Source organism: Saccharothrix espanaensis DSM 44229, assembly GCF_000328705.1.
In the GTDB taxonomy this organism is placed as follows: Bacteria; Actinomycetota; Actinomycetes; order Mycobacteriales; family Pseudonocardiaceae; genus Actinosynnema; species Actinosynnema espanaense.
This window is the reverse complement of sequence record NC_019673.1, coordinates 5,509,152-5,532,381: the sequence shown is the minus strand read 5'-3', so window position 1 is coordinate 5,532,381 and position 23,230 is coordinate 5,509,152. Positions and strand designations below refer to the sequence as shown.

21 protein-coding genes are annotated in these 23,230 nt (G+C 72.3%); 9 read left to right on the top strand and 12 right to left on the bottom strand.

Features of this window, described 5'->3' with window-relative positions; translation table 11 throughout:
* Positions 1 to 36: 36 nt before the first annotated feature.
* The gene (locus BN6_RS23940; protein ID WP_015102334.1) at positions 37 to 837 is read left to right on the top strand and encodes an NAD(P)H-binding protein; all 801 of its coding nucleotides are present in this window, start codon (positions 37 to 39) and stop codon (positions 835 to 837) included.
* Positions 838 to 1,010: 173 nt separating this feature from the next.
* On the opposite strand, the gene BN6_RS46865 is transcribed toward BN6_RS23940, so the two are convergent.
* Entirely contained in the window at positions 1,011 to 1,154 is a 144-nt protein-coding gene (locus tag BN6_RS46865; protein ID WP_015102333.1) for a hypothetical protein, read from the bottom strand.
* The gene (locus BN6_RS23935) at positions 1,136 to 1,456 is read right to left on the bottom strand and encodes a hypothetical protein (RefSeq protein ID WP_015102332.1); all 321 of its coding nucleotides are present in this window, start codon (positions 1,454 to 1,456) and stop codon (positions 1,136 to 1,138) included. The genes BN6_RS46865 and BN6_RS23935 overlap by 19 nt, the downstream gene beginning before the upstream one ends.
* A gap of 130 nt (positions 1,457 to 1,586) precedes the next feature.
* Between BN6_RS23935 and trpS the strand changes: the two genes are divergently transcribed.
* The 3 genes from trpS to BN6_RS23920 all read left to right on the top strand — a co-directional run bounded on the left by trpS (position 1,587) and on the right by BN6_RS23920 (position 5,911).
* Complete coding sequence (trpS, locus tag BN6_RS23930; RefSeq protein WP_015102331.1) at positions 1,587 to 2,648, top strand: tryptophan--tRNA ligase; 1,062 nt, start codon at positions 1,587 to 1,589, stop codon at positions 2,646 to 2,648.
* A 145-nt stretch (positions 2,649 to 2,793) separates the two neighbouring features.
* Positions 2,794 to 3,501, top strand: a complete 708-nt coding sequence (locus BN6_RS42340; RefSeq protein ID WP_015102330.1) for a hypothetical protein — start codon at positions 2,794 to 2,796, stop codon at positions 3,499 to 3,501.
* Positions 3,502 to 3,544: 43 nt separating this feature from the next.
* Positions 3,545 to 5,911: an ATP-binding protein gene (locus tag BN6_RS23920; protein WP_331712645.1), complete on the top strand. Its 2,367-nt coding sequence runs from the start codon at positions 3,545 to 3,547 to the stop codon at positions 5,909 to 5,911.
* A 160-nt stretch (positions 5,912 to 6,071) separates the two neighbouring features.
* Here BN6_RS23920 and BN6_RS23915 read toward each other — a convergent pair whose 3' ends face one another.
* Together BN6_RS23915 and BN6_RS23910 are read right to left on the bottom strand one after the other, a co-directional pair.
* Positions 6,072 to 8,885: a type 1 periplasmic-binding domain-containing protein gene (locus tag BN6_RS23915; RefSeq protein WP_015102328.1), complete on the bottom strand. Its 2,814-nt coding sequence runs from the start codon at positions 8,883 to 8,885 to the stop codon at positions 6,072 to 6,074.
* 255 nt (positions 8,886 to 9,140) lie between these two features.
* A complete protein-coding gene (locus tag BN6_RS23910; RefSeq protein WP_041313794.1) occupies positions 9,141 to 9,620 on the bottom strand; it encodes a calcium-binding protein in 480 nt (159 codons plus the stop codon).
* A 283-nt stretch (positions 9,621 to 9,903) separates the two neighbouring features.
* Here BN6_RS23910 and BN6_RS23905 point away from each other — a divergent pair, with 283 nt between their 5' ends.
* The gene (locus tag BN6_RS23905; protein ID WP_015102326.1) at positions 9,904 to 11,100 is read left to right on the top strand and encodes a PucR family transcriptional regulator; all 1,197 of its coding nucleotides are present in this window, start codon (positions 9,904 to 9,906) and stop codon (positions 11,098 to 11,100) included.
* Positions 11,101 to 11,118: 18 nt separating this feature from the next.
* Here BN6_RS23905 and BN6_RS23900 read toward each other — a convergent pair whose 3' ends face one another.
* Together BN6_RS23900 and BN6_RS23895 are read right to left on the bottom strand one after the other, a co-directional pair.
* Entirely contained in the window at positions 11,119 to 11,880 is a 762-nt protein-coding gene (locus BN6_RS23900) for an ABC transporter permease (RefSeq protein ID WP_015102325.1), read from the bottom strand.
* Positions 11,877 to 12,686: an ABC transporter ATP-binding protein gene (locus BN6_RS23895; protein ID WP_015102324.1), complete on the bottom strand. Its 810-nt coding sequence runs from the start codon at positions 12,684 to 12,686 to the stop codon at positions 11,877 to 11,879. The genes BN6_RS23900 and BN6_RS23895 overlap by 4 nt, the downstream gene beginning before the upstream one ends.
* Before the next feature lie 381 nt (positions 12,687 to 13,067).
* On the opposite strand from BN6_RS23895, the gene BN6_RS23890 reads away from it, so the two are divergent.
* Together BN6_RS23890 and BN6_RS23885 are read left to right on the top strand one after the other, a co-directional pair.
* Entirely contained in the window at positions 13,068 to 13,646 is a 579-nt protein-coding gene (locus BN6_RS23890; RefSeq protein WP_015102323.1) for a hypothetical protein, read from the top strand.
* Positions 13,647 to 13,725: 79 nt separating this feature from the next.
* The gene (locus tag BN6_RS23885; RefSeq protein ID WP_015102322.1) at positions 13,726 to 14,982 is read left to right on the top strand and encodes a signal peptidase I; all 1,257 of its coding nucleotides are present in this window, start codon (positions 13,726 to 13,728) and stop codon (positions 14,980 to 14,982) included.
* 200 nt (positions 14,983 to 15,182) lie between these two features.
* Here the strand turns inward: BN6_RS23885 and BN6_RS23880 are convergent, their stop codons facing one another.
* Complete coding sequence (locus tag BN6_RS23880; RefSeq protein WP_015102321.1) at positions 15,183 to 16,133, bottom strand: NmrA family NAD(P)-binding protein; 951 nt, start codon at positions 16,131 to 16,133, stop codon at positions 15,183 to 15,185.
* Positions 16,134 to 16,230: 97 nt separating this feature from the next.
* Complete coding sequence (locus BN6_RS23875) at positions 16,231 to 16,713, bottom strand: hypothetical protein (RefSeq protein WP_015102320.1); 483 nt, start codon at positions 16,711 to 16,713, stop codon at positions 16,231 to 16,233.
* A gap of 134 nt (positions 16,714 to 16,847) precedes the next feature.
* Between BN6_RS23875 and BN6_RS23870 the strand changes: the two genes are divergently transcribed.
* Positions 16,848 to 17,843 carry a LysR family transcriptional regulator gene (locus tag BN6_RS23870; RefSeq protein ID WP_148302989.1) on the top strand — a complete coding sequence of 332 codons (996 nt, stop codon included), beginning with the start codon at positions 16,848 to 16,850 and terminating at the stop codon, positions 17,841 to 17,843.
* Between the two features lie 63 nt (positions 17,844 to 17,906).
* On the opposite strand, the gene BN6_RS23865 is transcribed toward BN6_RS23870, so the two are convergent.
* Positions 17,907 to 19,562, bottom strand: a complete 1,656-nt coding sequence (locus BN6_RS23865) for a serine/threonine-protein kinase (RefSeq protein ID WP_015102318.1) — start codon at positions 19,560 to 19,562, stop codon at positions 17,907 to 17,909.
* A gap of 212 nt (positions 19,563 to 19,774) precedes the next feature.
* Between BN6_RS23865 and BN6_RS23860 the strand changes: the two genes are divergently transcribed.
* A complete protein-coding gene (locus BN6_RS23860; protein WP_015102317.1) occupies positions 19,775 to 20,236 on the top strand; it encodes a VOC family protein in 462 nt (153 codons plus the stop codon).
* Positions 20,237 to 20,469: 233 nt separating this feature from the next.
* On the opposite strand, the gene BN6_RS23855 is transcribed toward BN6_RS23860, so the two are convergent.
* The 3 genes from BN6_RS23855 to BN6_RS23845 form a co-directional block, all read right to left on the bottom strand.
* Positions 20,470 to 20,931, bottom strand: a complete 462-nt coding sequence (locus BN6_RS23855) for a response regulator (RefSeq protein WP_331712593.1) — start codon at positions 20,929 to 20,931, stop codon at positions 20,470 to 20,472.
* 272 nt (positions 20,932 to 21,203) lie between these two features.
* The gene (locus tag BN6_RS23850; protein WP_015102315.1) at positions 21,204 to 22,424 is read right to left on the bottom strand and encodes a PP2C family protein-serine/threonine phosphatase; all 1,221 of its coding nucleotides are present in this window, start codon (positions 22,422 to 22,424) and stop codon (positions 21,204 to 21,206) included.
* Positions 22,421 to 23,224, bottom strand: a complete 804-nt coding sequence (locus tag BN6_RS23845) for an alpha/beta fold hydrolase (RefSeq protein WP_015102314.1) — start codon at positions 23,222 to 23,224, stop codon at positions 22,421 to 22,423. The genes BN6_RS23850 and BN6_RS23845 overlap by 4 nt, the downstream gene beginning before the upstream one ends.
* Positions 23,225 to 23,230 lie beyond the last annotated feature (6 nt).

Sequence of the window (23,230 nt, the reverse complement as noted above, 5' to 3'; positions counted from 1 at the left end):
AGCTTCTACCGTTGCGGGAACGAAGGGAAGTCGAAGATGACCGTTTTGGTGACAGGGGCCACCGGCAACACCGGCCGGCACGTCGTGGCCGGCCTCGTGCGCCGCGGGGAGCACGTGCGGGCCCTCACCCGCAATCCCGCCGGCGCCCGGCTCCCACCCGGCGTCGAACTGGTCGAGGGCACCCACACCGCGCCCGAGACCTTGACCGACGCGCTGGCCGGGGTCACCCGGCTGCACATCACGGTGACGGCCGGGCTGGCGGAGGTCGGCGTCGAACTGGTCGAACGGGCCGTGCACGCGGGGGTGCGCCGGATGACCGTCGTGTGGGGCGGGTACGTGGGGCCGACCGAACAGGCCATGGTCGAGTCCGGGGTGGAGTGGACCCGGCTGGAGCCGCAGGAGTTCATGTCCAACACGCTGGCGTGGGTCGACTCGATCCGCGCCGAGGGCGTGGTCCGCGAGCCCTTCGACCTGCCCGGCGCGTCGGTGCACGAGGCCGACATCGCCGACGTCGCCGTCACCGCGCTCGTGGAGGACGGACATTCGGGGCAGGCGTACAACTTGACCGGACCGGAGGTGCTCACCCCGCGTCAGCGGATCGCGATCCTCGCCGAAACCCTCCGCCGGGACATCACGTTCGTCAGGATCACCCGCGACCAGGCCGTCGAGCGGCTGCTGGCCACCGGCGTCTCCCGTGAGGACGCGGAGTACGTCGTGGGCTGGCACGCCGACCCGCCCGCCGAAGCGAGCCGCGTGGTGGACACCGTCGAGCAGGTGACCGGCCGCCCCGCCCGCACGTTCGCCCAGTGGGTGGGCGAGCACGCCGACCGCTTCTAGCGACCTCGATCACCCGGTGCGGCGGGAATCCGCCGCACCGGTGATCTTTGGGCGGGTCACGCGGCCGACCAGATCCAGCGGCCGCGTGTCCCGTCGGGAGCAGTCGTGAAGTCGCGGGGCTCCCGGCCGGTGGCGCGGAGCACGCGGTCGCTGACGTCAGTGCCCCTCAGGCGTCACGGCTGTTGGTAGTAGGGGCCTGGTGGCCCTGAGCGGGACCGGCTGTCGGGTTGGATCTTGCGCGGGCTGAAGGCCATTTCCAGCTCGTCCTTGGTGGCGGCTCTGGTCTGGTCGTTGACGGTCACGACGACCCGGTCCACCTCTTCCGGGTACGTTCTTCCGGGTACGTGTCCCAGACCAGGCGGAAGATGACCTCGCCGTCGTCGGCCTCCTTGTCGGTTCTGTAGGCGTTGACGAGCAACGTCTCGGAGTCGCTGGTGGTGTGGTGCTTGACGGAGACCCCGAGGTGCCCCTCGTCCTGGATGCGGGAGGCGAGGCCGGCCAGCGCGGCGAGCGAGACGCACCGGCCTGCTCGGTCTGGCTCAGGAGTGGCGCGGCGGGCGGGCTGGAGAGTCTCCGGCCGGATTGTTATGCTCGGTGACGTGATGTTGACTGTGCACACGGGTTGGTGGCGTCCCCAGTAGGGACGGCCATCCATATGCGGGCTGTCCGAGGACAGCCCGATCCCGGGGGAACCCGGTTGGCATCAGGTGTTGTTCCCGGACGGCCCATGAGCCCTCCGGGAGAATCTGATGCAGAACCACACCACCGCCGGCGGCATCGCCGTCGCCCAGCGGCGCAGCACCGAGCTGGAGGACGCCATCCGGCGCGATCCCGGCGGTTTCCGCGTGCTGACGGGGGATCGTCCGACCGGTCCTCTGCACCTCGGGCACTACTTCGGCACCTTGGCGAACCGGGTTCGGTTGCAGGGCCTGGGTGTCGACCTGTTCCTGGTCATCGCCGACTACCAGGTGCTGACCGACCGCGACGTCGCGGAACGGCCGCTGGAGACCGTGCGCGGGCTCGTGCTGGACTACCTGGCGGTCGGGGTGGACCCCGAACGGGCCACGATCTTCGCGCACAGCGCGGTGCCGCGGCTCAACCAGTTGCTGCTGCCGTTCCTGAGCCTGGTGTCGGTGTCCGAGCTCAACCGCAACCCCACGGTGAAGGACGAGATCGCGCACTCGCAGCACTCGGCGGTGAGCGGGCTGATGTTCACCTACCCCGTCCACCAGGCCGCGGACATCCTGTTCTGCAAGGGAAACCTGGTTCCGGTCGGACAGGACCAGCTGCCGCACCTGGAGGTCACCCGGACCGTGGCCCGCAGGTTCAACGAGCGCTACGGACACGTCTTCCCGGAACCGGACGCCCTGCTGTCCGCCGCCCCGCTGCTGCTGGGCACCGACGGCACCAAGATGAGCAAGAGCCGGCGCAACGCGGTGAACCTCGCGGCCACCCCGGACGAGACGGTGGCACGGATCAAGGGCGCGAAGACAGATGCGTTGCGCCACATCACCTACGAGCCGGAGGCACGGCCCGAGGTGGCCAACCTGTTGCTGCTGGCCGGTCTCTGCCAGGGACGTGAGCCCGCCGCCGTCGCCGACGAGATCGGGTCGGGTGGTGCCGCGAGGCTGAAGCGGGTCGTGACGGAGTCGGTCAACGAGTTCCTCGCCCCGATGCGGGAACGCCGGGCGCGGTTCGCCGCCGACCCGGGGGAGGTGCGGCGCATCCTCCGCGAGGGCAACGAGCGCGCGAACGCGGTGGCCGCCGAAACCATGCAGGAAGTCCACGCGGCGATGAAAACCTCCTACTGAGGCGGAATGGTCGTGCGGCCGTGCGGCCGGTCGAGTGGGCCGGGCGACTGAACGAGTGCCTTCTGCGTCAGATGACGCAGAAGGCCGCCCCGCTGATCGGTACAACTGCGGTTCACCGGGTGCCGTTCGGCGGCGAGGAGTCGTGATGCAAGGGCGACCACAGCGCGATGTGCGGGTGAAGATCGGCGGGGACGTCCACGGCCCGGTGGTCGCGGGCGACGGCAATGTGACCCACCTGAACACCTCGACGCCGGTCCCGTCGGCCGCGCCCGAGCCGGTGCGGCCTGCCGACTTGCGGGCGGCGTACCGAACAGTGGTCACCACCGACGTGCAGAAGTCCAGTTGTCGCAACAACGTCGGGCAACGGCACCTGCGTCGGGCGCTGGCGGAGTGCGTGCTGGCCGGTACGGCGGCACTGGGCGTCCCGCAGGACTTCTTCGACATGTCCGACCGGGGTGACGGTCTCACGGTGGTGATGCCGGAGGCGGTCACGGTGGTCGACGTCCTCGACACGTTCGTCGAGGCGGTCGCCAAGGCGCTGCGCGAGCACAACCAGGCGGCCAGTGACGCCTACCGGATCGACCTGCGGGCCGCCGTCCACGTCGGCTACGTCGACCGGGTGGGGGGTCAGTGGTCGGGAACCCCGCTGGTGCACGCGGCACGGCTGGTGGACGCGGCGGAGCTGAAGCACGCGCTCGGCGAGGACGGCGGGGCATGTCTGGCGCTGGTGGTGTCGGACGCGGTGAAGCACGTGGTGGACGAGGGGTACTGCCGGACGGGTCCGACCGGGTACCGGCACGCCGCCGTGGTCGTCAAGGAGACGTCGTGCGACGGCTGGTGGCGGTTGCTGTGAGCCGGCCGGTAGGTCACGAGGGGCGGGAGTGGTCGTGAGCGGGATGCGCGAAGAACTCGGACGGTCGGGCGAGGACGGGCGAGGTCCTGAGGCCCAGGGAGGCGTCGGCTACCACGTCGGGGTCGGTGGGAGCACCGACGGGCCCGTGGTCGCGGGGAGCTACAACGTCGTTGTCGACGCGCGGCACGGTTCCGTCGTCACGGTGGAGCGGGAACGGCCCGCCCCGGTGCGCCGGGACCGGATCTCGGTCCTGCCCCGGCGCACGCGCGAGCCGCTCGGGCGGGAGGCGGAAGCGGCGGCGCTGACCGCCGCCGTCGCCGCGGAAGGGCTGGTGCGGCTGTGCGGGCCGGCGGGGGTCGGCAAGAGCACCTTGCTGCGTCACGTCGCACGCGGGGCCGCGAGCGGGCCGGACGGCGTGGTGTTCGTCAGCGCGGCGCACCGACAGGTCGCGGACCTCGCGCAGGAGGTGTTCGAGGCCTGCTACCGGACCCAGGGGTACGCGCCGTCCCGGGCGGACCTGCGCGGGTTGCTGACCGGCCTGCGGATCACGGTCTACGTCGACAACGCCGACCTGACGATCGACCAGCTGCGCGAGCTCACCGACCTGGTTCCCGACGCCACCTTCGTCCTGGCCGGCCGGGACAGCACCCCGATCGGCGACGGGGCCGTGCACCACTTGGCGGGCCTCGGCCAGGACGTGGCGGCGCGCCTGCTGACCCGGGCGCTCGGCCGGCCACTGCACGACGCGGAACACGCCACGGCGGTCGACCTGTGGCAGGTGTCCGGCGGGAACCCGTTGCTGCTGCTGCGCGCGGCCGGCGTGGCGGGATCCGGCCGGCAGGAGCTACCGCCGCCGGCCGCTGTCGGGGACCTGCTGCCGCTGCTGCTCGACCAGCTCGACGAGGCCGCGAGGAAGGCGCTGAACCTGCTCGCGACACTGGGGGACGCCGAGCTGGCCACCGTGCACATCGGTGCCCTGACGGGCGAACCGGACCCGGCCGGGGTCTGCGACCGCCTGACCGGTCTCGGACTCGTGACGCCGGGCGAACACGGCTACTTGTGCGCGCCGGGCGTGGTGCCGGCCGTGCAGCGTCGTGACGACGCGGCGATCCCGGTCGACGGGCTGTGCCGGTACTTCACGCGGTGGGTGGGCGATCCGGCCACCACGCCCGCCCAGGTCGCCGCCCACAGCAGGGCGATCGAGCGGGTCGCCGGCCTGACGACGGACGCCGGGCTGCCGGAACTCACCGTGGCGCTCGGCCGCGCGGCCTCGCCGAAGCTGGCGCACTCGCTGCGGTTCGACGCCTGGGGCCGAACGCTGAGCCGAGGCTGGGTCGGTGCCCGACGCGCGGGAGACCGGGAGGCCGAGGCGTACTTCACCCACGAGGAAGGCGTCCGCAGCCTGGTGACGGGCCGGTGGGTGGTGGCTGGGGCGCTGCTGGCCCAGGCGGGCGTGCTGTGGCACGTCCTCGGCGATCAGCGGGGGAGCGCGGCCGCGACCGACGCCCACCGTTTCCTGCCGCCGGAACTCCAGCCGCCCGGCCGGATCGACGTGCCGGAGCACCCCGGTCCCGGTGAGGGCGACACCCCCGACATCGTGGCCGAGCACATGGCCGACCTCGACCACGCGGTGCCGGAACCGCCCTCACCGGCCACGTTCGACAGCGTCGACGCGGCCTACTCGGGCACCGATCCGTCGTCGTTCGAGATGCCACCCGACCCCGGCCCGCCCTCACCTCCCGCCGACCTGACCACCGCGCCGGGCGGCGACTTCGGCGTAACCGCCAACGCGGGCTCGGCGGCCCCCGCCGGAGCCGTGTCCACGGGCGCAACAGGAGCAACGGGCGCGACGGCAGCAACGGGCGCGTCGGCGGCAGCGGCTGCCGCGCAGGGCACGTCGTTGCTCACGATGTTCCTCGTCGGGCTCGCGGTCGTCGGGACCATCGCCGCCGTCGCGTACAACAAGAACAAGGAAGAACAGGCTCTGGGGAACTGGCCGACCGTCAGCGGGACGGGGATCGCGAACGACTGGCAGACCGGAATCACGGGTGCCGCCGCGCCCACGATCACGAGCGCACCGCCGACCGGGATCGCGGGCACGTGGGAGATCTATCAGGACGCCTTCACGATTGAGGAATCCGGCTACGGCGCGTACGTCTACCGGACGGAGTGCGGCGACAGCATTCAGCTGTCCGGTGACGACACGCAGGTCTCCGGGCAGGCTCCGGTGCGGACCCGTGACAGCGCGGGCGCGTCCTGCGGTCCCATCATCGGGTACAACGCGGTTACGTTCACAATGGGTGCAGGCCCGGACACGGCGTGGTGGACGGAGACGATGCCGCCCGACGAGGCGGAGCTGAGGACCTGCGGCGGCTACTGCGGGACGACTACGTTGACCCGGGTCGGGTAGCGCACCTATCAGCGACGAGCGGCGTGCGACTTGCGCCATACGCGGCGGTAGTACATCTCGTACGACTCGAACGTGTTCGGGGCGATACGCGGCCACGTCCTCGAACCACTGCCGCAACGCCGCTCAAAGGGCGATCCCGTCGCCGGTCCGCTCGCCGGGGTCAGCCGGGGCAGAGGGCCGGGTCGGCGGGTTCCACGTAGACGCAGGTCGGGGGTTCGGTGAGGTTCTTGACGTCGGCGAGCCTGAGGATGGTCACCGGACGGGAGTCGCCGGACCGGCTCTCGTGGAAGTCGATCACCCCGGACGCGCCGGTGTAGCAGCCGCCGCGTGGTGCGTCGGGTTGCTTCGGGCACGACATCTCCAGCAGTTCGTGGGAGATCGCGGCCCGGTTGGGGGCACGGCCGGAGGAGTCGATCCGGGTGCGGGCGTTCTGGTTGCGCGTCACGGCGTGGACGAAGATGCCCGCGCTGTCGTAGGCGATCCCGACCCGTTCGCCGATCCACGGCACGTTGTTCGGGTTCATCGCCGCGCCGAAGGCCCGCCACGCCTCGCCGTGGCGTTCGGCCGGGTCGCGCAGGTAGCGCATGAGCGAGCACACGGTCGCCGGCGCGGTGGACTTGGCGACTGGCGCGGGCTCCGAGGCCGGCGGCGTGGACGAGGCGGGTGCGGGGCCTGCCAGGCACGCCCGGTTGTCCAGCACGACCTGGCCGCCGAGTGACACGAACAGGACCGGTATTCCGGCGTAGGAGGGGGTGTCGCGCTTGTCGGCCTGGGCGACGAAGCGGGCCACCGTGTCGGCACCGAGGACGGTCGGCCGCAGGTGCGGCGCGCACTCGGCGAGCACCCGGTCGAAGAACCCGTCGAAGTCCGCCTGGCGGCCGGCGAAGAAGGCGATCCGGTCGGTGCCGCAGAGCGGTTTCACCGACGTCACCTCGCTGCCCCACGACACGAACCCCGGCTTCGGCGGCTCCGCCGCCTCGTCGGTCCGGGCCATCTCGTGGCGCAGCGACCGGAGGTACCCGTCGCCGTCGACGTCCTCGGGCTGGTAGACGTCGATCGCCTTGCCCTCCCGCTTCGCGTACGCCTTCACCACCCGCGCCTGGGCGGCGTTGCCCGCGACGAGCTGGAAGTACATCGGGGACCGCCCGGCCAGGTCCGCCCCGGTCAGCGTGGTGGCCACGACCGGGACGCCGAGGTCGCCGAGCACGCCGATGGCGCTCTCCACCGGGTCCACCGTGCGCCCCATCCCGATCACGCCCATCAGCGAGTCGTCCCGCTCGAACAGCGGGGCCAGGAACTCGTCCACGACCCAGCGCGCCCGGCCCATCTCGTAGCCGCCGTTCGCGAGGACCACGCGCAGCAGGGGACCGTTGTGGTCGCTGGGGATGTTGCGCTCGGCCTGCTGGAGGAGCACACCGGTCAGCTGCTCGGTGATGGAGTCGGCGGACCCCAGCTCGCCCTGCGGGTTGGTGAACTCCGCGAAGTAGACGAGGCTGACCAACGGCCGCTCCGGGTCCACCGAGTGCAGCCGCTCGGCGGTCTCGTTGAGTTCGAAGATGGCCCGCTCGGCCGCCACCATGCGCTCGTTGTCGCCGAACACCTGGGCGGCGCTGTCGCTGTAGCCGAGGCACTCGCCGCTGCGCGCGTCCGCGATCCACCGCACGGCCACCCCGGCACGCGGCGACGGCAGGCAGTCGCCCGCGATGCCCTGCCACAGCCACGGCCCGCCGACCAGCGCGGCCGCCGCGAGCACGACGACGAGGGTCGACGCCAGTACCGATCGGCGGGCCAGAAGGGGGACCGGCCGGGGCCGGAACTGCGCGGCGGACCACGCGGACAGGTCGTCGGGGACGGGTGGTTCGTCCGCGGCGGGCATCCGGACGGCGATGAAACGCGCGTCACGGCTCAAGGACTGGCGGCGGGCGGGGAGCCCGTCGACCCAGTTGACGAACTCGGCCTCGATGGTGTGCACCGGTTCGAGCCGCCGCTGCGGCATCCACGCGGGCAGCCGCGCCGCGCGTGCCACGACCAGCAGCGGGTCGTGCTCGGTCGACTCGTTGCGCACGTCGTTGATCAGGCGCAGCAGCTCCCACCCGCCGTTGGCGTCGGTCAGGTCGTCCAGCAGCAGCAGCGGGTAGGCGGTGCGCCGCCACCGCCGCAGGCGGACCGTGCCCGAGCCGTAGGCGATCCGGAGGTCTTGGAGGAAAGCGTGCACGAGCAGCTTCTTCAACTCGTCCAGGTTCTCGTCCCGCCGGGCGATCAGCCGCTCGGCGAACCCGAGGAAGCTCGACGAGTGGCCGGGCACCATGAACCGCTGCCGCATCAACCACCGGGGCTCCGAGCCGGACGGCCACACCCGGTGCGACCACAGCCAGTACCGCACCGGCCGGTGCCAGGCCACCAGGACGGCCACGAAGACCTGCGCCCACGACGGCAGCGCCGCGCGCACGCTCGCGCCGGCGTCGACCCGGTCCTGGCGCGGGTCCGACCGGCGACCGCTCCACGCGGCCGCCAGGTCGTCCGCCACCGACCGCCGCCGGCCCACGTCCTCCGCCGGCGGTTGTCTGGTCAACGTGTCCACCAGGGTGAAGTAGCGGAACCGCCGCATCCGCTGGTTGCCGAACCGGTCTTCGGCCAACCGGTCCCGCACGACGTTGAGCAGCGGCACGAGCGGCGGTTCCAGCCGCGCGGGGTCCGCGCCCGGCCGCGGCCCGCGGGCGTCGTCGGTGTCGGCGTCGACCTTCGCGAACAGCACCTTGGGCGGGGCGACGGCGTCGACCCGCTGGGCGAGCGCGGCGAGCACGCCGTCACCCGCCGGTTCGCCGATGAGGCAGATGAGCGGCAGCGGCCGGTCCCCGCGCAGGCCCGCCCGCGGAACCCGGGTCCACCTCGGCCGGTCCAGCAACTTGCCGATCACCGACACCGCACCGCGCAGGCCGCGGAAGGCCGAACCGCCCGAAGCTTCCTGAGCCACTCGCGCCTGCCCCTCGTCGACGACCGCGCCGGAACCCCCTTCCAGAAAACCTCACGTGAACCGTCCGGTCGGGTCTCCGGGTGAACTCAGCGCCGAATTACGCCGACCGGGCCACCGGAACGCGCACAACTGCGGTCCGGCGGCCCGGGGGCAACCACCCCGTGACGCCGGTCCGGGTCAGCGCGCCCGGACCGGCGTCACGCGGCCGGCGGTCACGCGCCCGAGCCTCGGGGGGAACGGGTGCGCGACCGCGGGTCAGAACTCGCAGTTGACCTCCACCTCGGCGTCGCACCGGTCGACGCCGGGCCCGCCGTCGACCCGGTCCTGCCCGGGGCCGCCGACCAGGGTGTCGTTGTCCGCTCCGCCGACCAGGACGTCGTTGCCGGTGCCGCCGGTGATGTGGTCGTTGCCGTTCTCGCCGCGGACCCGGAAGTAGCCCACCGACGTCTGTTGCAGGTCGCTGTGGTCGAAGGTGTCGGCACCGTCGCCGAGGCAGGTGATCGCGGTCGGGCCGGCGATCTCGGAGAACACCGAGTCGTCGCCCGCGCCGGCGCGCAGCACCGCGCCGGGCTGCGCCCAGACGACGTCGGGGCCGGGCGTGCCCGTCCAGGAGGCCAGGAAGTCCACTCCGGTGAGCGGGTCGTTGCAGGTGTTGGTGGGGGGAGGCGTGGCGGCGGCCGGGCCGACCGCGGTGAGCATCGCGGTGACGACGACGAGGACGCCTGCGAACACCACTGGCCCGCGGCTGAGTCTTGAGCGGAGCATTCGGGTCCTTCCGGGACGTGACGGTGGTTCGGGGCGGTCAGCGTGTCAGCCGGCGCGAGGGCGGCGCGTCGTGAATCCGCGACACCGGAGGTCCGGCGATGCCGGCCGCGTTGTCATTTCCCGCAAATACCGCGCCCCGATACCGCCGGCAGGCCCATCCCGTGCCGCCGGCAGGAGGGATTTCGGTACCGGCGCGCGAATCCTCACTAGGGTCTGCATGTCCGAGTGAGGCCGCCACAGGCGGGGAGTGGTGATGAGGGCGCTTTTCCACGCCTTGCACAGGCGGGCGGAGACCAACGCGCGCAACGAGATCGTCGTCTACAGCCGCGAGTTGCCCGAGTACCGGGTGGCGGCGGACAACCCGCGCTCGCGGGCCGCCATGCTGGACTACGCGGTGTGGTTCCGGCGCATCACGGCGTCCTTGGCGTCGGACGACCGGCCGATGACCGAGCAGGACTGCGCCCGCATCGCCGCGATCGGCACCGAGCGGGGAGCGCAGGGCGTCTCGCCGGTCTCGGCACGACAGGTCGTGACGCTGCACGCGACGCTGATGATGCAGGAGATGCAGGACGCCACTGGGCCGAACGACCTGAACGACCTGCTCCGGCTGGTCGGCTGGTTCAGCGCCCAGGGCGAGACCGGCACCCGCGCCTACTTCGACGGCTTCATGGAGGGGCAGAAGAGCTTCCTGCCAGTGGCCGAACGCGTGCAGCAGCTCGCGCGGATGCTGCTCGCCGACGACGAGATGGCCCAGCACGTGGCGAGCGCGCTGGGCGTGCGGCTTTCGGAGCACTACACCGTGGTGGTGGTCCGGCTGGCCGAGCCGACCGGTCCGCTGCCCGCGGCCGGCGGGGTCGTCGAGCAGCTGTTCAAGTGCCACCAGGTCCCGCTGAGCTGGGCGGTGCCGGCGGAGTTCGTCGCCTTGGTCCCCGCCGTCGGGCTCGTCCCGCCGTGGCTGCCGGCGGCGGCCGAGGGCAGCGGACCGGTCGGCTCGGCGCTCGCGGTCGTCCGGGACTTCGCCGCAGCGCTCGGCGTGCCCTGCGCGGTGGGCTGCGCCGGTGGGCGGCTGGGCGGGTTGGCCGAAGCCGCCGCCTCGGCGCGGCAGGCCGCCAGGTTCGCCCCGATGGCGGCCGTGCCGCGCCGGATGCACGGCGTGGCGGACGTGTTCGTGGAACTCGCCGTCGCCCACCTGCCGCCGGTCGACCAGTGGCTGCGCGAGATCGCGCGCCTGCTCGCGGCCGGCCCGGACCTGGTGTCCACTTTGGACTGCTACTACCGCAACGACTTCAACCGGCTGCACACCGCGAGGTCGCTGTGCATCCACACCCGCACCCTGGACTACCGGCTGCGCCGGGCCAGGGAGCTGACCGGCATCGACCCCGGTTCACCCCGTGGCGTCCGCGTCTTGGCCACCGCCGTGGCCTGCGTCCTCGCCGACGTCTGGGGCTGACCGCCGCACGTGCCGCGGTCAGGAGATCTTGCGGCGGTAGGTCATCGTGGCGAAGGCATAGGCGACCAGGAGGATGCCGACGCACCACGCGAGGGCGATCCAGATGTCGGTGCCGACCGGCTGTTCGGTGTACAGGTCGCGGATGGCGTTGACGATCGACGTCACGGGCTGGTGCTCGGCGAAGGCGCGCACCGGGCCGGGCATGGTGTCGGTGGGCACGAAGGCCGAGCTGAGGAAGGGCAGGAAGATGAGCGGGTAGGAGAACGCGCTCGCGCCGTCGACGGACTTCGCGGTGAGGCCGGGGATGACGGCGAGCCACGTCAGCGCCAGGGTGAACAGGACCAGGATGCCGGCCACGGCGAGCCACGCCGGCACGCCCGCGCCCGAGCGGAAGCCCATGAGCAGGGCGACGAGCACGACGACCGCGATCGACAGCAGGTTGGCGACCAACGAGGTCAGCACGTGCGCCCAGAGCACCGCCGAGCGCGCGATCGGCATGGACTGGAAGCGTTCGAAGATGCCGCTCCTCATGTCCTGGAAGAGCCGGAACGCGGTGTAGGAGATGCCCGAGGCGACCGTGATGACCAGGATGCCGGGCAGCAGGTAGTTCACGTACGGGTCAGACCCGGACCTGATCGCGCCGCCGAACACGTAGACGAACATCAGCATGAAGGCGATCGGCATGATCGCGGTGGTGATGATGGTGTCCAGGCTGCGGGTGATGTGCCGCAGGGACCGTCCCAGCAGGACGGCCGTGTCGCTGAGGAAGCGCTTGGTCATGACCGGTCCTCGCTCGCGTGTTCCGACGTGGGCGCGTTGCCCGCGGCACCGACGAGGGTCAGGAAGACGTCCTCCAGGGTCGGCTGCTTCTCGACGTACTCGACCTTGGCGGCCGGGAGCAGTCGCTTGAGCTCGGCGAGGGTGCCGTCGACCAGGATCCGGCCCTCGTGGAGGATCGCGATCCGGTCGGCGAGCTGTTCGGCCTCGTCCAGGTACTGGGTGGTGAGCAGGACGGTCGTGCCGGCCTCGGCGAGCCCGCGGATCGCCTGCCACACCTCGAGGCGGGCCTGCGGGTCGAGCCCGGTGGTCGGCTCGTCGAGGAAGATCACCGGCGGGTTCCCGATGAGGCTCATCGCGATGTCCAGGCGGCGGCGCATGCCACCGGAGTACGTCGAGACCTTCCGCCCGCCCGCGTCGGTCAGCGAGAAGCGCGCCAGCAGGTCGTCCGCGATCCGGCCGGCGTCCCCCAGGTGGCGCAGCCGGGCGATCAGGACGAGGTTCTCCCGCCCGCTGAGGATCTCGTCGACGGCGGCGAACTGCCCGGTGAGGCTGATCGACTCGCGCACGTCGGCGGCCTGCGTGGCGACGTCGAAGCCGTGCACGCCGGCGGTGCCCGCGTCGGCCTTGAGCAGGGTGGACAGGATATTCACGACCGTGGTCTTGCCCGCGCCGTTCGATCCGAGCAGGGCGAAGACGCTGCCCCGCGCCACGTCGAAGTCGACGCCGCGGAGCACCTTCAGTTCTTTGTACGACTTCTCCAGGCCCCGCACGTGGATCACGGGCCCGATGGCTGTCCTGGCTGTCATGAGTGGGTCTTCCCATCCGCTTCTCCGGCGCGCTCTGGACCGGCCGCCGAGGCCATCTACTGAGTGGCACTGACTACCGGTAGATAGTAGCACTGACTAGCGGCGACGCAAGCCCCTCCCGGCGCGGTCCGGGGTTGCCCGCGGGTGTGCCGGTTGTCGAACTCGATCGCGGCCGTCCGGGGTATCGGCCGGGTGGTGTGGATCATTCGTCCATTGTGGATCTTTTGAACTCGGAAATTCCTGATCATGCAAGGAAAGTAGTGCGGCGGTGGTCCGGGACACGGTGCGCCACGTCACTGGTGACCTGGCGTACGGATCGGCTCGCTCGCGCGTTCCTCCACTTAGGATGAGATTCGCCAGTCTTCGGAGGGAAAGAGCGTTATGATCAAGTCGACCCGGGCCAAGGCCATCGTCCGATACGCAGCGGCACCGCTGGGAATCCTGTTGTCCGGCGTGCTCGTGCTGGTCGCGTCGCAGGCCGCCTTCTCCGCGCAGACCTCGACCGGGTCGAACTCGTGGAGCACCGGCACGATCGACCTGACCAACGACCACGAGGGCCGGGCGGTCTTCGCGGTGGACAAGCTGGCGCCCAACACCACCGACAGCAAGGACGTCGTTGTCACCTACACGGGTGATTACGCCTCGGACATCCGGATGTTCGCCACGTCCCCGGTCGAGCCGACCGGTAGCCTGGCCCGCAACATCACCCTGACCATCCAGCGCGGCACGGGCTCCGGCGCGTCGTTCACGCCGGACCAGAACGCGCAGTGGGCCGGCACGCTGGCCGACTTCGACGCCATCGGCTCGTACGCCAACGGCGTGCTCGGCTACCAGACGCCGGGCTCGGGGGCCAAGACCTTCCGCATCGGCTACACCTTCGCCCCCACCGGTGACACCACCGACCTGATGGGCAAGAACACCGGCGTCACCTTCACCTGGGCCGCCGAGACCACGTCCTGACCGGACCGCGAACCAGGCGAGGTCGACCATCCGACACCGCGAGAGCACCGCGCGACAGACCCCCGACCCCTGGCCCGCCGTGGTCGGGAGGGCGGTCTGCCGCGCGGTGCTCGGCGTCGTGGTCGGCCTCGTGCTGTGGTCGCTGGTGCCGCCGCTGATCGGGTGGCACAGCACCGCGATCGTCTCGGGCTCGATGGCCCCGCGGATCGACCGGGGTGACGTCGTGGCGGCGTCGCCGATCGCGGGGGACGCCGTCGCCGCCGGGCAGGTGATCCTGTTCACCGACCCCGGCCCGCAGGACCGCAGGCTGCTGCACCGGGTGCTGGCGGTGAACACCGACCGGACGCTGGTGACCAAGGGCGACGCCAACGCCGACCCGGACCCCACCGCGGTACCGGTCGACGACGTGCTCGGCCTGGCCCGGTTGCGCGTGCCGTGGGTCGGCTACCCGCTCACGTGGGCCGGGGAGGGCCGCTGGCTGCCGCTGATCGCCACGGCGGGCGCGCTGTCGCTGCTCACGGCCGGCGCGTTCGGCCCGGGACCACGCTCGACCAGACAGGCCGTGGCCGCCGGGACGGCACTGGTCGTGCTCATCACGGTGGGCGTGACCACGGCCCGAGCCGGCTTCACCGACACCACCGCCACCGCCGCGAGCTGGCGGACCGCCGAGCTCAGCGGCTACCCGGCGGCGGTCCTGGCCGACCGGCCCCAGTACTACTACCGCCTGGGCGAGACCGCCGGCCCGACCGCCCGCGACTCGTCCGGCAACAACTACAACGCCGAGTTCCGCGGTGCGCCGCAGTACGGCGCACCCGGCGCGCTGCCCTCGGAGCCGAACCAGAAGGCCGTCGCCTTCCCGTCCAACACCGGCCTGGGGTTCGCGACCACCACGGTCCGCACCGCGCCGTCCACGTTCACCTGGGAGGCGTTCATCAAGGCCGACTACCAGTCGTCGGAGAGCACGCTCTTCCAGTTCGTGTCGGCGGGCGGCGCGGCGACCTACCGGATCGTGCTGCGCGGCGGCGAGATCGGCGTCCTGCAGAACTCGTCCACCCAGTTGATGGCCCTGGGCTCGGGCTACCTGACCAACGGCGCGTGGCAGCACGTCGCCGTCACGGTGACGGCGACCACCGCGCAGGTGTTCGTCAACGGCAAGGCGAGCCCGGCCTCGGCGCTGCGCGTACCGGGCCTGGCGGTACCGGCCTCCCGCCTGTCCTTCGCCGGCCCGGAGGGCGCTCCGACCGACAAGCCGTACAAAGGCGCACTGGACGAGGTCGCCCTCTACCCCCAAGCCCTGACCGCCGCCCAGGTCCAAGCCCACTACAACGCCCGCTGAATACCGCATCCGGCATACGATCGAGTTGATGGAAGACACCTCGATATTCCGACGGTAATTCCGTGCGTTTTCATCGCGGACGAATTCCTGCGTCGAGGGTGTCGAGGCGTGGTTCGACTGTGCTTTGGCTGATACCCCGGTCACATGCCCTGGTCATCTGCGCCGACATGGTGACGCTGCTAACGGCCGGGATGGCTGGCTCAGGTGCCCGACGTCGTGCCCGAGGTCGTGCGCAGTCGGGCGGTCAGGCGCAGGGGGACGGCCGTGAGGCGTTCCCGCAGGCCGCGCGGGCGGGTGAACTCGGCCAGGTGCTCGGCGAGGAAGGCGTCGACGGTCCTCGGTGCCTGTCCGGTCACCTCCCGCACGGTCGTGGTGGGGACCTCGGGGTGGGTCACGGTCATGGCCTGGATCTCGAGCAGGTGGTCGACTACCCACTCCTCCAGGCCGGCGCGGCGCAAGCCGGCGGCGAACTCGTCCGGCCGCATGTCGAGGTAGCGGGTGGGACGTCCGAGCGCGGTCAGCTTCTGGGCGACGTCGGGGTAGCTGACGGTCTCCGGCCCGGTGAGGACGAGCGCGCGGCCCCTGGTCCGCGTGGTGGTGAGGGCCGTCGTGGCGACGTCGGCGATGTCGGCGACGTCGACCATGTTCATCGGCGTCTCGCCGGTGGTGCCGGTGAAGAACCCGGCCATCCGGATGGTCGGGGCGTTGTTGAGCAGGTTGTGCATGAAGGCGTAGGGGCGCAGGAACGTGTGTTGCATCCCGTGCCGCGCGCCGGTCGCGAGGATGCCCTGTTCGATGGCGTCGTGCATGCGGGCGATCGCCACGGGTGAATCGGCTCCGACGTAGGGCGCGGACACCTTGACCAGGTGCTCGACCCCGGCGATGGCGGCGGCGTCCGCGACGGCGAGTTCGTGCTGCTGTTGCCGGGGTCCGTTGGCCATGACGAGGAAGACCTGCTCGACCCCGCCGACGGCCCGGCGCAGGCAGGCGGCGTCGGCGACGTCACCGGTCACCACCTCCACGTCGGCCGACAAGGCGGTGAGGGCGGGGGTGGGGCGTCGGGTCAGGACGCGGACCGGCGTGTCGAGCCCCACCAGCCGGCGCAGGACCGCGCCGCCGACGAGTCCGGTGGCTCCGAGGACGAGGATCATGACTTTTCCTTCCGGGATGACGACCGCGTGCGGGTGACGGGTCGCGGGTGACGGGTTGCGCGGGATGGGTCACCAGGGATAGGCCACCGGGGACGGGTCACGGGCGCTTGGCGTGTGCGGCGCGGTTGGTGCGCGCCCACCGCCGGGCGGCCAGGCCGCCGCCGATCGCGGCGGAGCTGAGGGTGTACTGGAGCACCGTGAGCGGCAGGACGCCGTTGCCGATGAGGACGGCGCTGCCCGCGCCCGCGATCAGCACGCAGATCAGGGCCGCGATGCCGACCGCCTTGGCGGTGCGGCCGGCGGTCGGCCGCTCGGGCGGGGTGCGCCGGCGGGTCCAGAGCGTCACCAGCACCGCCGCCACGGCCGAGGGGATGGCGATCGTCGTCCACGAGGCCGCGGCGACGGCCGCCGCGACCACCGGGTCGGGGATCACCAACGCGCTCAGTGCGCTGGTCAGCGCGGGGAACAGGTACGCCGGGACGACGGCGGCGAGCAGCGCGATGGGCAGCCGGGGCCTCGGCCGTTCGTCCCGCTGCGCGGCCGAGGCCCGGGGCGGGCTGGTGGTGGAGTCGGTGGGCATCGCGGTGGTCCTCCGAGCGTTGAGCGGCCGGTTCCTGACGCTCACGACGCTACGGATGTTGCTCCAGGTGGCACTAGACACGAAGAATCGAACGTACTGTTGCACCAGTGGGACAATCTCGTAGAGTTCACGGCGTGACAGCCGACCGCGAGCCCGAGGCGGCAGCCGCGGGCGCCCAGCCCGCGCGCCCGCCCGTGGACCCGACGCCGAATGCCCTCGCTGGGCTGGACCTCGGTGACATCGCCGTGTTCGTGCAGGTCGTGAACTCCGGCGGGTTCACCGCCGCGGCCCGCACCCTGCACGCCCCCAAATCGTCCATCAGCCGCCAGGTCAAGCGGCTGGAGCGGCGTCTCGGGACGCAACTGCTGCACCGCACCACCCGGGCGATCACCCTTACCGACGCCGGGCGCGACTTCCACCGCCGCGTCGCGACCGCGCTCGCCGAGGTCGACGACGCCGTCATCGCGGTCGTCGACGCCCACGAGGTGCCGCGCGGCGTGGTCCGGTTCACCGCGCCGCCCGACCTGGGTGCCGAGGTGCTGCCCGCGTTGCTGGCGGCCTTCACCGCCAAGCACCCGCTCGTGCACGTCGAGGTCGACCTGCTGGCGCGCACGCCCGACCTGGTGGAAGCCGGGTACGACCTGGCCCTGCGGGTCGGCCGACCGGCCGAGCACGGGCTCACCACCGGCAAGTTGCAGGACATGAGCTTCCGGCTCTACGCCTCGCCCGGGTACCTGGCCGCGGCCGGCGGACCCCCGGACACCGCGGCCGACCTCGCCGACCACAGCTGCGTCCTCTTCCGCGCCGATCGCGGCCGGGCGCGCTGGCTGCTGCACCGCCGGCCGGCGGGCGACGGCGCGGGTGCCGACGTGGTCGAGGTCGACGTCCGGGGACGGTTGGCGGCCAACGACATGTCCTTCGTCCGACGAGCCGCCATCGCGGGCGCGGGCATCGCCCTGCTGCCCCGGCTCGTCGGCGAATCGGCCGTCGCGACCGGTGACCTCACCCCGGTCCTGCCCGCCTACGAGACGGCGAGCATCCCCCTGTACCTCACCTACCCGTCCTCCGCGCACGTGCCGCTGGCCGTCCAGGCCCTGCGCGACCACCTCTTGGCCGAGTTCCCCACCTGACGCCGGTTCCCGTTGTCCCGCAACGGTTGTGCGGAGGGCAAGGCGTCCGCGCCCCGGCCACCTCTAGCGCGGGTACAGCTTCTGGACCTCGCCCTTCAGGTCCGCCTGGAGGTAGGCGCCGCCGTAGTCGTCGGCCAGGTACACCCGCACCGTCGCCTTCCCGTCGATGATGCCGGTGCTGATGATCACGTACCGCATGGTCGGCTTCGGCACGCCCAGGTCCGTGACCGCCCGGTCGAACAGCGCGGGCAGCGCATCCCAGTTCACGTCGTTCAGGTCGAGCACGGCGCGGTCGGCGTCCACCCCGTCCGGGCCGTACCTGGTCGCTTTGCCGCCCGTGTAGACGAATTCGTCGAAGCCGTTCGCGACCGCCGCCGTCGGCGCGGTCGCCGTCGCGCGCTCGGACCACAGCGTCAGCTCCGACACCTTGGTCCCGCCCATCACCTCGCCGAGCGCACCGACCGCTTTGCGCGCGCCGGCGGGCGTGAGCAGGTCGTCCTTCGTCGCCGCGACGGCGGCCGTGGTCGTGGTCGTCGGGCCGGTGGGCAGCACGACGTTCGGCTGCGTGGTGACCGGCGTGGTCTGCGTGCCCGTGCCGGAGTTCGCCGAGTTGTCCGCGCCGTTGCTGCTGATCACCAGCAGCACGGTCGTGACGACCAACGCCACGGCGACCAGCGAGAGCACCACGGCACCCGTCGGCCTGCGCCGCGGCAGCGGGGTCGGGTAGGACGCCGGGTACCCGTGGGGGAGCGGCCCGCCGACCGGTGCCGGCGTCGGCCCGGACTGCCACTGCGGGTACTGGAGCGGCGGCTGCGGACCGCTCGGCGGCCCCGGGACGGGGAAGCCCGCCGGGGTGGGCGGTCCGAGGCGCGGGCCCGGGTCGCGCTCGGCCGCGGCGAACATCTGGTCCAGCACCTCGCCGCTGGGCCGGTCGGCCGGGTCGTTGCGCAGCGCCGCGTTGAGCGCGGGCGCCAGGGCCCCGGCGCGGCGCGGCGGCGGGACCTGCTCGGTCATCACGGCGGCGAGGGTGGCCATCGTGGTCGCGCGGCGCATCGGGTGGTTGCCCTCGACGGCCACGTACAGCAGCATCGCGAGCGACCAGAAGTCCGACGCGGTGTGCGTCTCGTCGCCGCGCAGCCGCTCCGGGGCGATGTACTCGGGGGACCCGATGACGTCACCGGTCGCGGTGAGCTGGGTCGAGCCGTGCAGCGCGGCGATGCCGAAGTCGGTCAGCACGGCGCTGCCGTCGGTCCGCAGCAGCACGTTGCCGGGCTTGACGTCGCGGTGCAGCACGCCCGCCGAGTGCGCCGAGCGCAGCGCCGCCAGCACGTCGCGCCCGACCCTGGCCGCCTCGGCCGGGGTGAGCACGCCGGTGCTCAGCCGCGCGTCCAGCGACGTGCCGCGGACCAGCTCCATGACGATCCACGGGTACGGCGAGTCGGGCGAGTCGATGATCTGGTAGATCGACACGACGTTGGGGTGCTGCAACCGGGCCAGCGCGCGGGACTCGCGCAGCACGCGCTCCCGCAGCTGAGCGGCCATCGCGGGGTTGGCCTCGATCTGCTCGGCGTCGTGCGGGCGGACCTCCTTGATGGCCACCTCGCGGTGCAGCCCCAGGTCGAGGGCGCGCCAGACCGTCCCCATCCCACCGCTGCCCAGCCTCTCCAGCAGCTCGAACCGGCCGTCGAGGATCCGCCCGGTGTGCTCTCGCTCAGACACCGCGTCACGCTAGCAACCGATCACCGGCGGCCGAGGAGCCGCCGGTACTTCGTTCGCACTGGCAACCGGGTGCGCGGACGGCCCGGTCACTGTGCGCAGCGGCCGGTGTCCACGCTGCTGCCGTCCGTGCCGGCGGACGATCGAGGACAGCGGCTGTCCGCGTCGGGTGCGATGGTGGCCCGGACGGACAGCCGACGAACGGAGCACCTTCGATGAGCCGCCACGTGCAGGTCACCTTCGACGCCCACGACCCGCGCGCCCTGTCGACGTTCTGGCGCGAGGTGCTCGGCTACGTCCACCCCGGACCGCCCGGCGTGCAGCTGCCCGAGGGCGCTGACGCGCTGGCCGCGTGGGACGACTTCCTGGCCCGCATGAACGTGCCGGAGGACCAGCGCAACACCCGTTCGGCGATCGAGGACCCGGAGGGGCACGGGCCGCGCCTCTTCTTCCAGCAGGTCCCGGAGGGCAAGGCCGCGAAGAACCGCGTGCACCTCGACGTCCGCGCGGCCCCCGGGCTCACCGGCGACGACCGGATGGCGGCCCTGGAGGCCGAGTGCGACCGGCTGGTCGCGCTGGGGGCCGGGCGGGTGCGCCGGTTCGAGCCCGAGCCGCCGATGGCGTTCGGCTACATCGTGATGACCGACCCCGAGGGCAACGAGTTCTGCCTCGACTGACCCGCTCCCGGCCGGCCCTGCCGGTCCGGCGGGGTGGTGGCGTGCCGCCGGCGAAGTTCGGCCCGCCGCATCGCCCTGGAACTCGCGGCGACGGTGGTGGGTGGCGGGTCTCACGATCGGCTTCACCCACCGCGCGGGCGTTCTTCGCCGCCCACGGCATCACCCACGTCCACCGCGTCGTCGTCGACAACCCGGCTCCACACCGCTGCCACCGACGTCCCGGCCTCAGCCGGCTAGCGCCGCCTGGGCAGCTTCGCGACGTCGCCGAAGAAGTCCTCGACGCGGTTGACCACCTTCGCGAACCCGGTGGAGTCCAAGGGTTTGGTGATGTAGGCGTTGGCGTGCGCCTGGTAGGTCTGGGTGAGGTCGTCCGGGGCGCTGGAGGTGGTCAGCACGATCACCGGGATCGAGCGCAGGTCGGGGTCGGACTTGATGTGCGTGAGCACCTCGTGGCCGTTCATCCGCGGCAGGTTGAGGTCCAGCAGCACCAGGTCGGGGCGCGGGGCGTCGGCGTGCTCCCCGGCGCGGTAGAGGAAGGAGACCGCCTCCGCGCCGTCGCTGACGGTGTGCACGTCGGAGCCCAGGCCGTGTTCGCGCAGGGCTTCGGTGATCAGCAGGACGTCGCCGGGGTCGTCCTCCACCAGCAGCACGGTCAGCGGGGAGGGTGGGTTGTCCATGCCGTAGTTGATGTTCACTTCGCACCCCGGGGACGGTCGCCGGAATCGCCGGGCTGGTGCCGCGACGGAGATTTCCGCGCGCGGGACAACGACCCCTTCTTTCTGGCGAGCGGGCGGAACCTGCTCGATCGGGGGAGCGGACCGCGGCACGGCGACGCCCTGTCAGCTCAAGGCGGCGTGGTCATCGTAGCGGGTCCCCGGCGGCCGACGATCAGGCGCACGGGTGGCGTCGGCCCAGGTGGTCGCCTCTGCGTCCGAGAGGTCCGCCCCGTGTCGGGAAGGGGTCCGGCTCATGACCGGGCGGCCGGCACGCTCACGGCCAGGACGGCGGCGTCGTCCTCCAGCCCGGCCCCGAAACCGGCGAGCAGGTCGGTCACCGCGGCGACGAGGGCGGGCGCGGTGGTCGGAGCGAGCCCGGTGGCGAACGCGTGCAGCGCTTCCTCTTCGTAGCGCTCGTACCCGCTGCCGGTGCGGGCCTCGGTCAGCCCGTCGGTGTAGAGCAGCAGCGTGTCGCCGGGCCCCAGCCGCGTCGTCGCGGTGACGAACCGCGCGTCGGGCAGGATCCCGACCAGTTGGCCGCCGGGCGTGTGCAGGTACTCCACCGTGCCGTCGGCGCGCAGCAGCAGCGACGGCGGGTGCCCGCCACTGGCCAGCCTCAGCCGGTACCCGTCGCCGTCGGGGGCGAGCAGCCCGAACACGACGGTGCTGAAGCGCGGGTCGTCCCCGTTGTACTCGTGGTGCAGGACCGCGTTGAGGTTGCCCAGCACGGCGGCCGGGTCGTTGTCGTAGACCGCCGCCGCGCGCAGCGTGTAGCGGGTCAGCGAGGTCACGGCCGCCGCGCCGGCACCCTTGCCGCACACGTCGCCCAGGAACAGGCCCCACCGGTCTTCGGCCAACGGGAACAGGTCGTAGAAGTCGCCGCCGACCTCGTCCGGGCTGGCGTGGTGGTAGTAGGCGGCGACCTCGGTGCCCGGCGGGGCCGACAGGCTCGGCGGGAGCAGGGTGCGTTGCAGGGTCGTGGCCAGCCGCCGCAGCTGGTCGCGGTCGCGTTCGGCGTCACGGCGGGCGCGCAGCAGCTCCTGTTCGTAGGCACGGCGCTCCCGCGCGTCGAACACGGTGACGCGCAGCAGCAGCGGCCGGCCGTCCGGACCGTTCTTGACCCGGGCGGTCAGCAGCACCGGCAACCGGCCGCCCCCGGCGGTCACCAGCTCCAGGGCGATGCCGTTGACCTCGCCGTGCATCCGGACCAGCGGGTCGAGGTGGGTCTCGTAGTAGAGCCTGCCGCCGACGCTGAGCAGGTCGCTGAGCCGGCGCCGGCCGACCAGGTCGGCGCGGTCGTGGCCCAGCCAGTCCAGCAGCGTGGCGTTGACCTTGACGATCCGGCCGTCCGGCGTCGTGGACAGGTGCCCGCACGGCGCGTGGTCGTAGAGCTCCTCGGCGTCCTCCGCCGGCAGCGCGGAGGTTTGGTCCTCCGGCTGCCCGCCGCCGCCCCGCCCGGTCGGGGTCGTCACCGCAGGTCGGCGGTGCTGGACGTGATCGCCTCGATGGTGGCTTCCGGTGCGCTGAGCTGCGGGCAGTGACCTGTCGCGTCGAGGGTGACCAACCGGCTGCCCGGGATCCGGGCGTGCACGTAGGCGCCGACCTCCCGGGGCGCGATCACGTCCTGGGCGCACTCCACGACCAGCGTCGGCACCGAGACCTGGGCCAGGTCGGCGCGGTTGTCGGACAGGAACGTGGTGCGCGCGAACACCGACGCGATGGTCGGGTCGGTGCGGCAGAAGCTGTCTGCCAGCTCCTGGCCGAGCTCGGGCCGCTCCGGGTTGCCCATGATCACCGGGGCCATCGCCGCCGACCAGCCCAGGTAGTTGCTGTCCAGCGACTCCAGCAGCTCGTCGATGTCGGCGGGGGAGAACCCGCCCCGGTAGTCGCCGTCGTCGAGGTAGCGGGGCGAGGGGGTGAGCAGCACGAGCCGGGCGAACCGCTCCGGCTCGCGGTTGGCGGCCAGCACGCCGATCATCGCGCTGACCGAGTGGCCCACGAGCACCACGTCGCGCAGGTCGAGGTCGGCGCAGATGTCCAGCACGTCCTCGGCGTAACCGTGCAGCGTGGAGTACCGGTCCGGGTCCCACGCCGCGAGGTCGGAGCGGCCCGCGCCGACGTGGTCGAACAACACCACCCGGTGGTCGGCGGCGAGCACGGGCGCGACCAGCCGCCACAGGTTCTGGTCGCAGCCGAACCCGTGCGCCAGCAGCACGACCGGACCGTTCCGGTCACCGGTGTCGACCACGTTGTTCCTGCTGCGCACGTCCACCGACAC

What these genes read in the sequence shown, in the direction of transcription:
- BN6_RS23940 (WP_015102334.1), top strand. Translation starts at nt 37, where the DNA reads ATGACCGTTTTGGTGACAGGGGCCACCGGCAACACCGGCCGGCACGTC.
- trpS (WP_015102331.1), top strand. Translation starts at nt 1,587, where the DNA reads ATGCAGAACCACACCACCGCCGGCGGCATCGCCGTCGCCCAGCGGCGC.
- BN6_RS42340 (WP_015102330.1), top strand. Translation starts at nt 2,794, where the DNA reads ATGCAAGGGCGACCACAGCGCGATGTGCGGGTGAAGATCGGCGGGGAC.
- BN6_RS23920 (WP_331712645.1), top strand. Translation starts at nt 3,545, where the DNA reads ATGCGCGAAGAACTCGGACGGTCGGGCGAGGACGGGCGAGGTCCTGAG.
- BN6_RS23905 (WP_015102326.1), top strand. Translation starts at nt 9,904, where the DNA reads ATGAGGGCGCTTTTCCACGCCTTGCACAGGCGGGCGGAGACCAACGCG.
- BN6_RS23900 (WP_015102325.1), bottom strand. Translation starts at nt 11,880, where the DNA reads ATGACCAAGCGCTTCCTCAGCGACACGGCCGTCCTGCTGGGACGGTCC.
- BN6_RS23895 (WP_015102324.1), bottom strand. Translation starts at nt 12,686, where the DNA reads ATGACAGCCAGGACAGCCATCGGGCCCGTGATCCACGTGCGGGGCCTG.
- BN6_RS23890 (WP_015102323.1), top strand. Translation starts at nt 13,068, where the DNA reads ATGATCAAGTCGACCCGGGCCAAGGCCATCGTCCGATACGCAGCGGCA.
- BN6_RS23880 (WP_015102321.1), bottom strand. Translation starts at nt 16,133, where the DNA reads ATGATCCTCGTCCTCGGAGCCACCGGACTCGTCGGCGGCGCGGTCCTG.
- BN6_RS23875 (WP_015102320.1), bottom strand. Translation starts at nt 16,713, where the DNA reads ATGCCCACCGACTCCACCACCAGCCCGCCCCGGGCCTCGGCCGCGCAG.
- BN6_RS23860 (WP_015102317.1), top strand. Translation starts at nt 19,775, where the DNA reads ATGAGCCGCCACGTGCAGGTCACCTTCGACGCCCACGACCCGCGCGCC.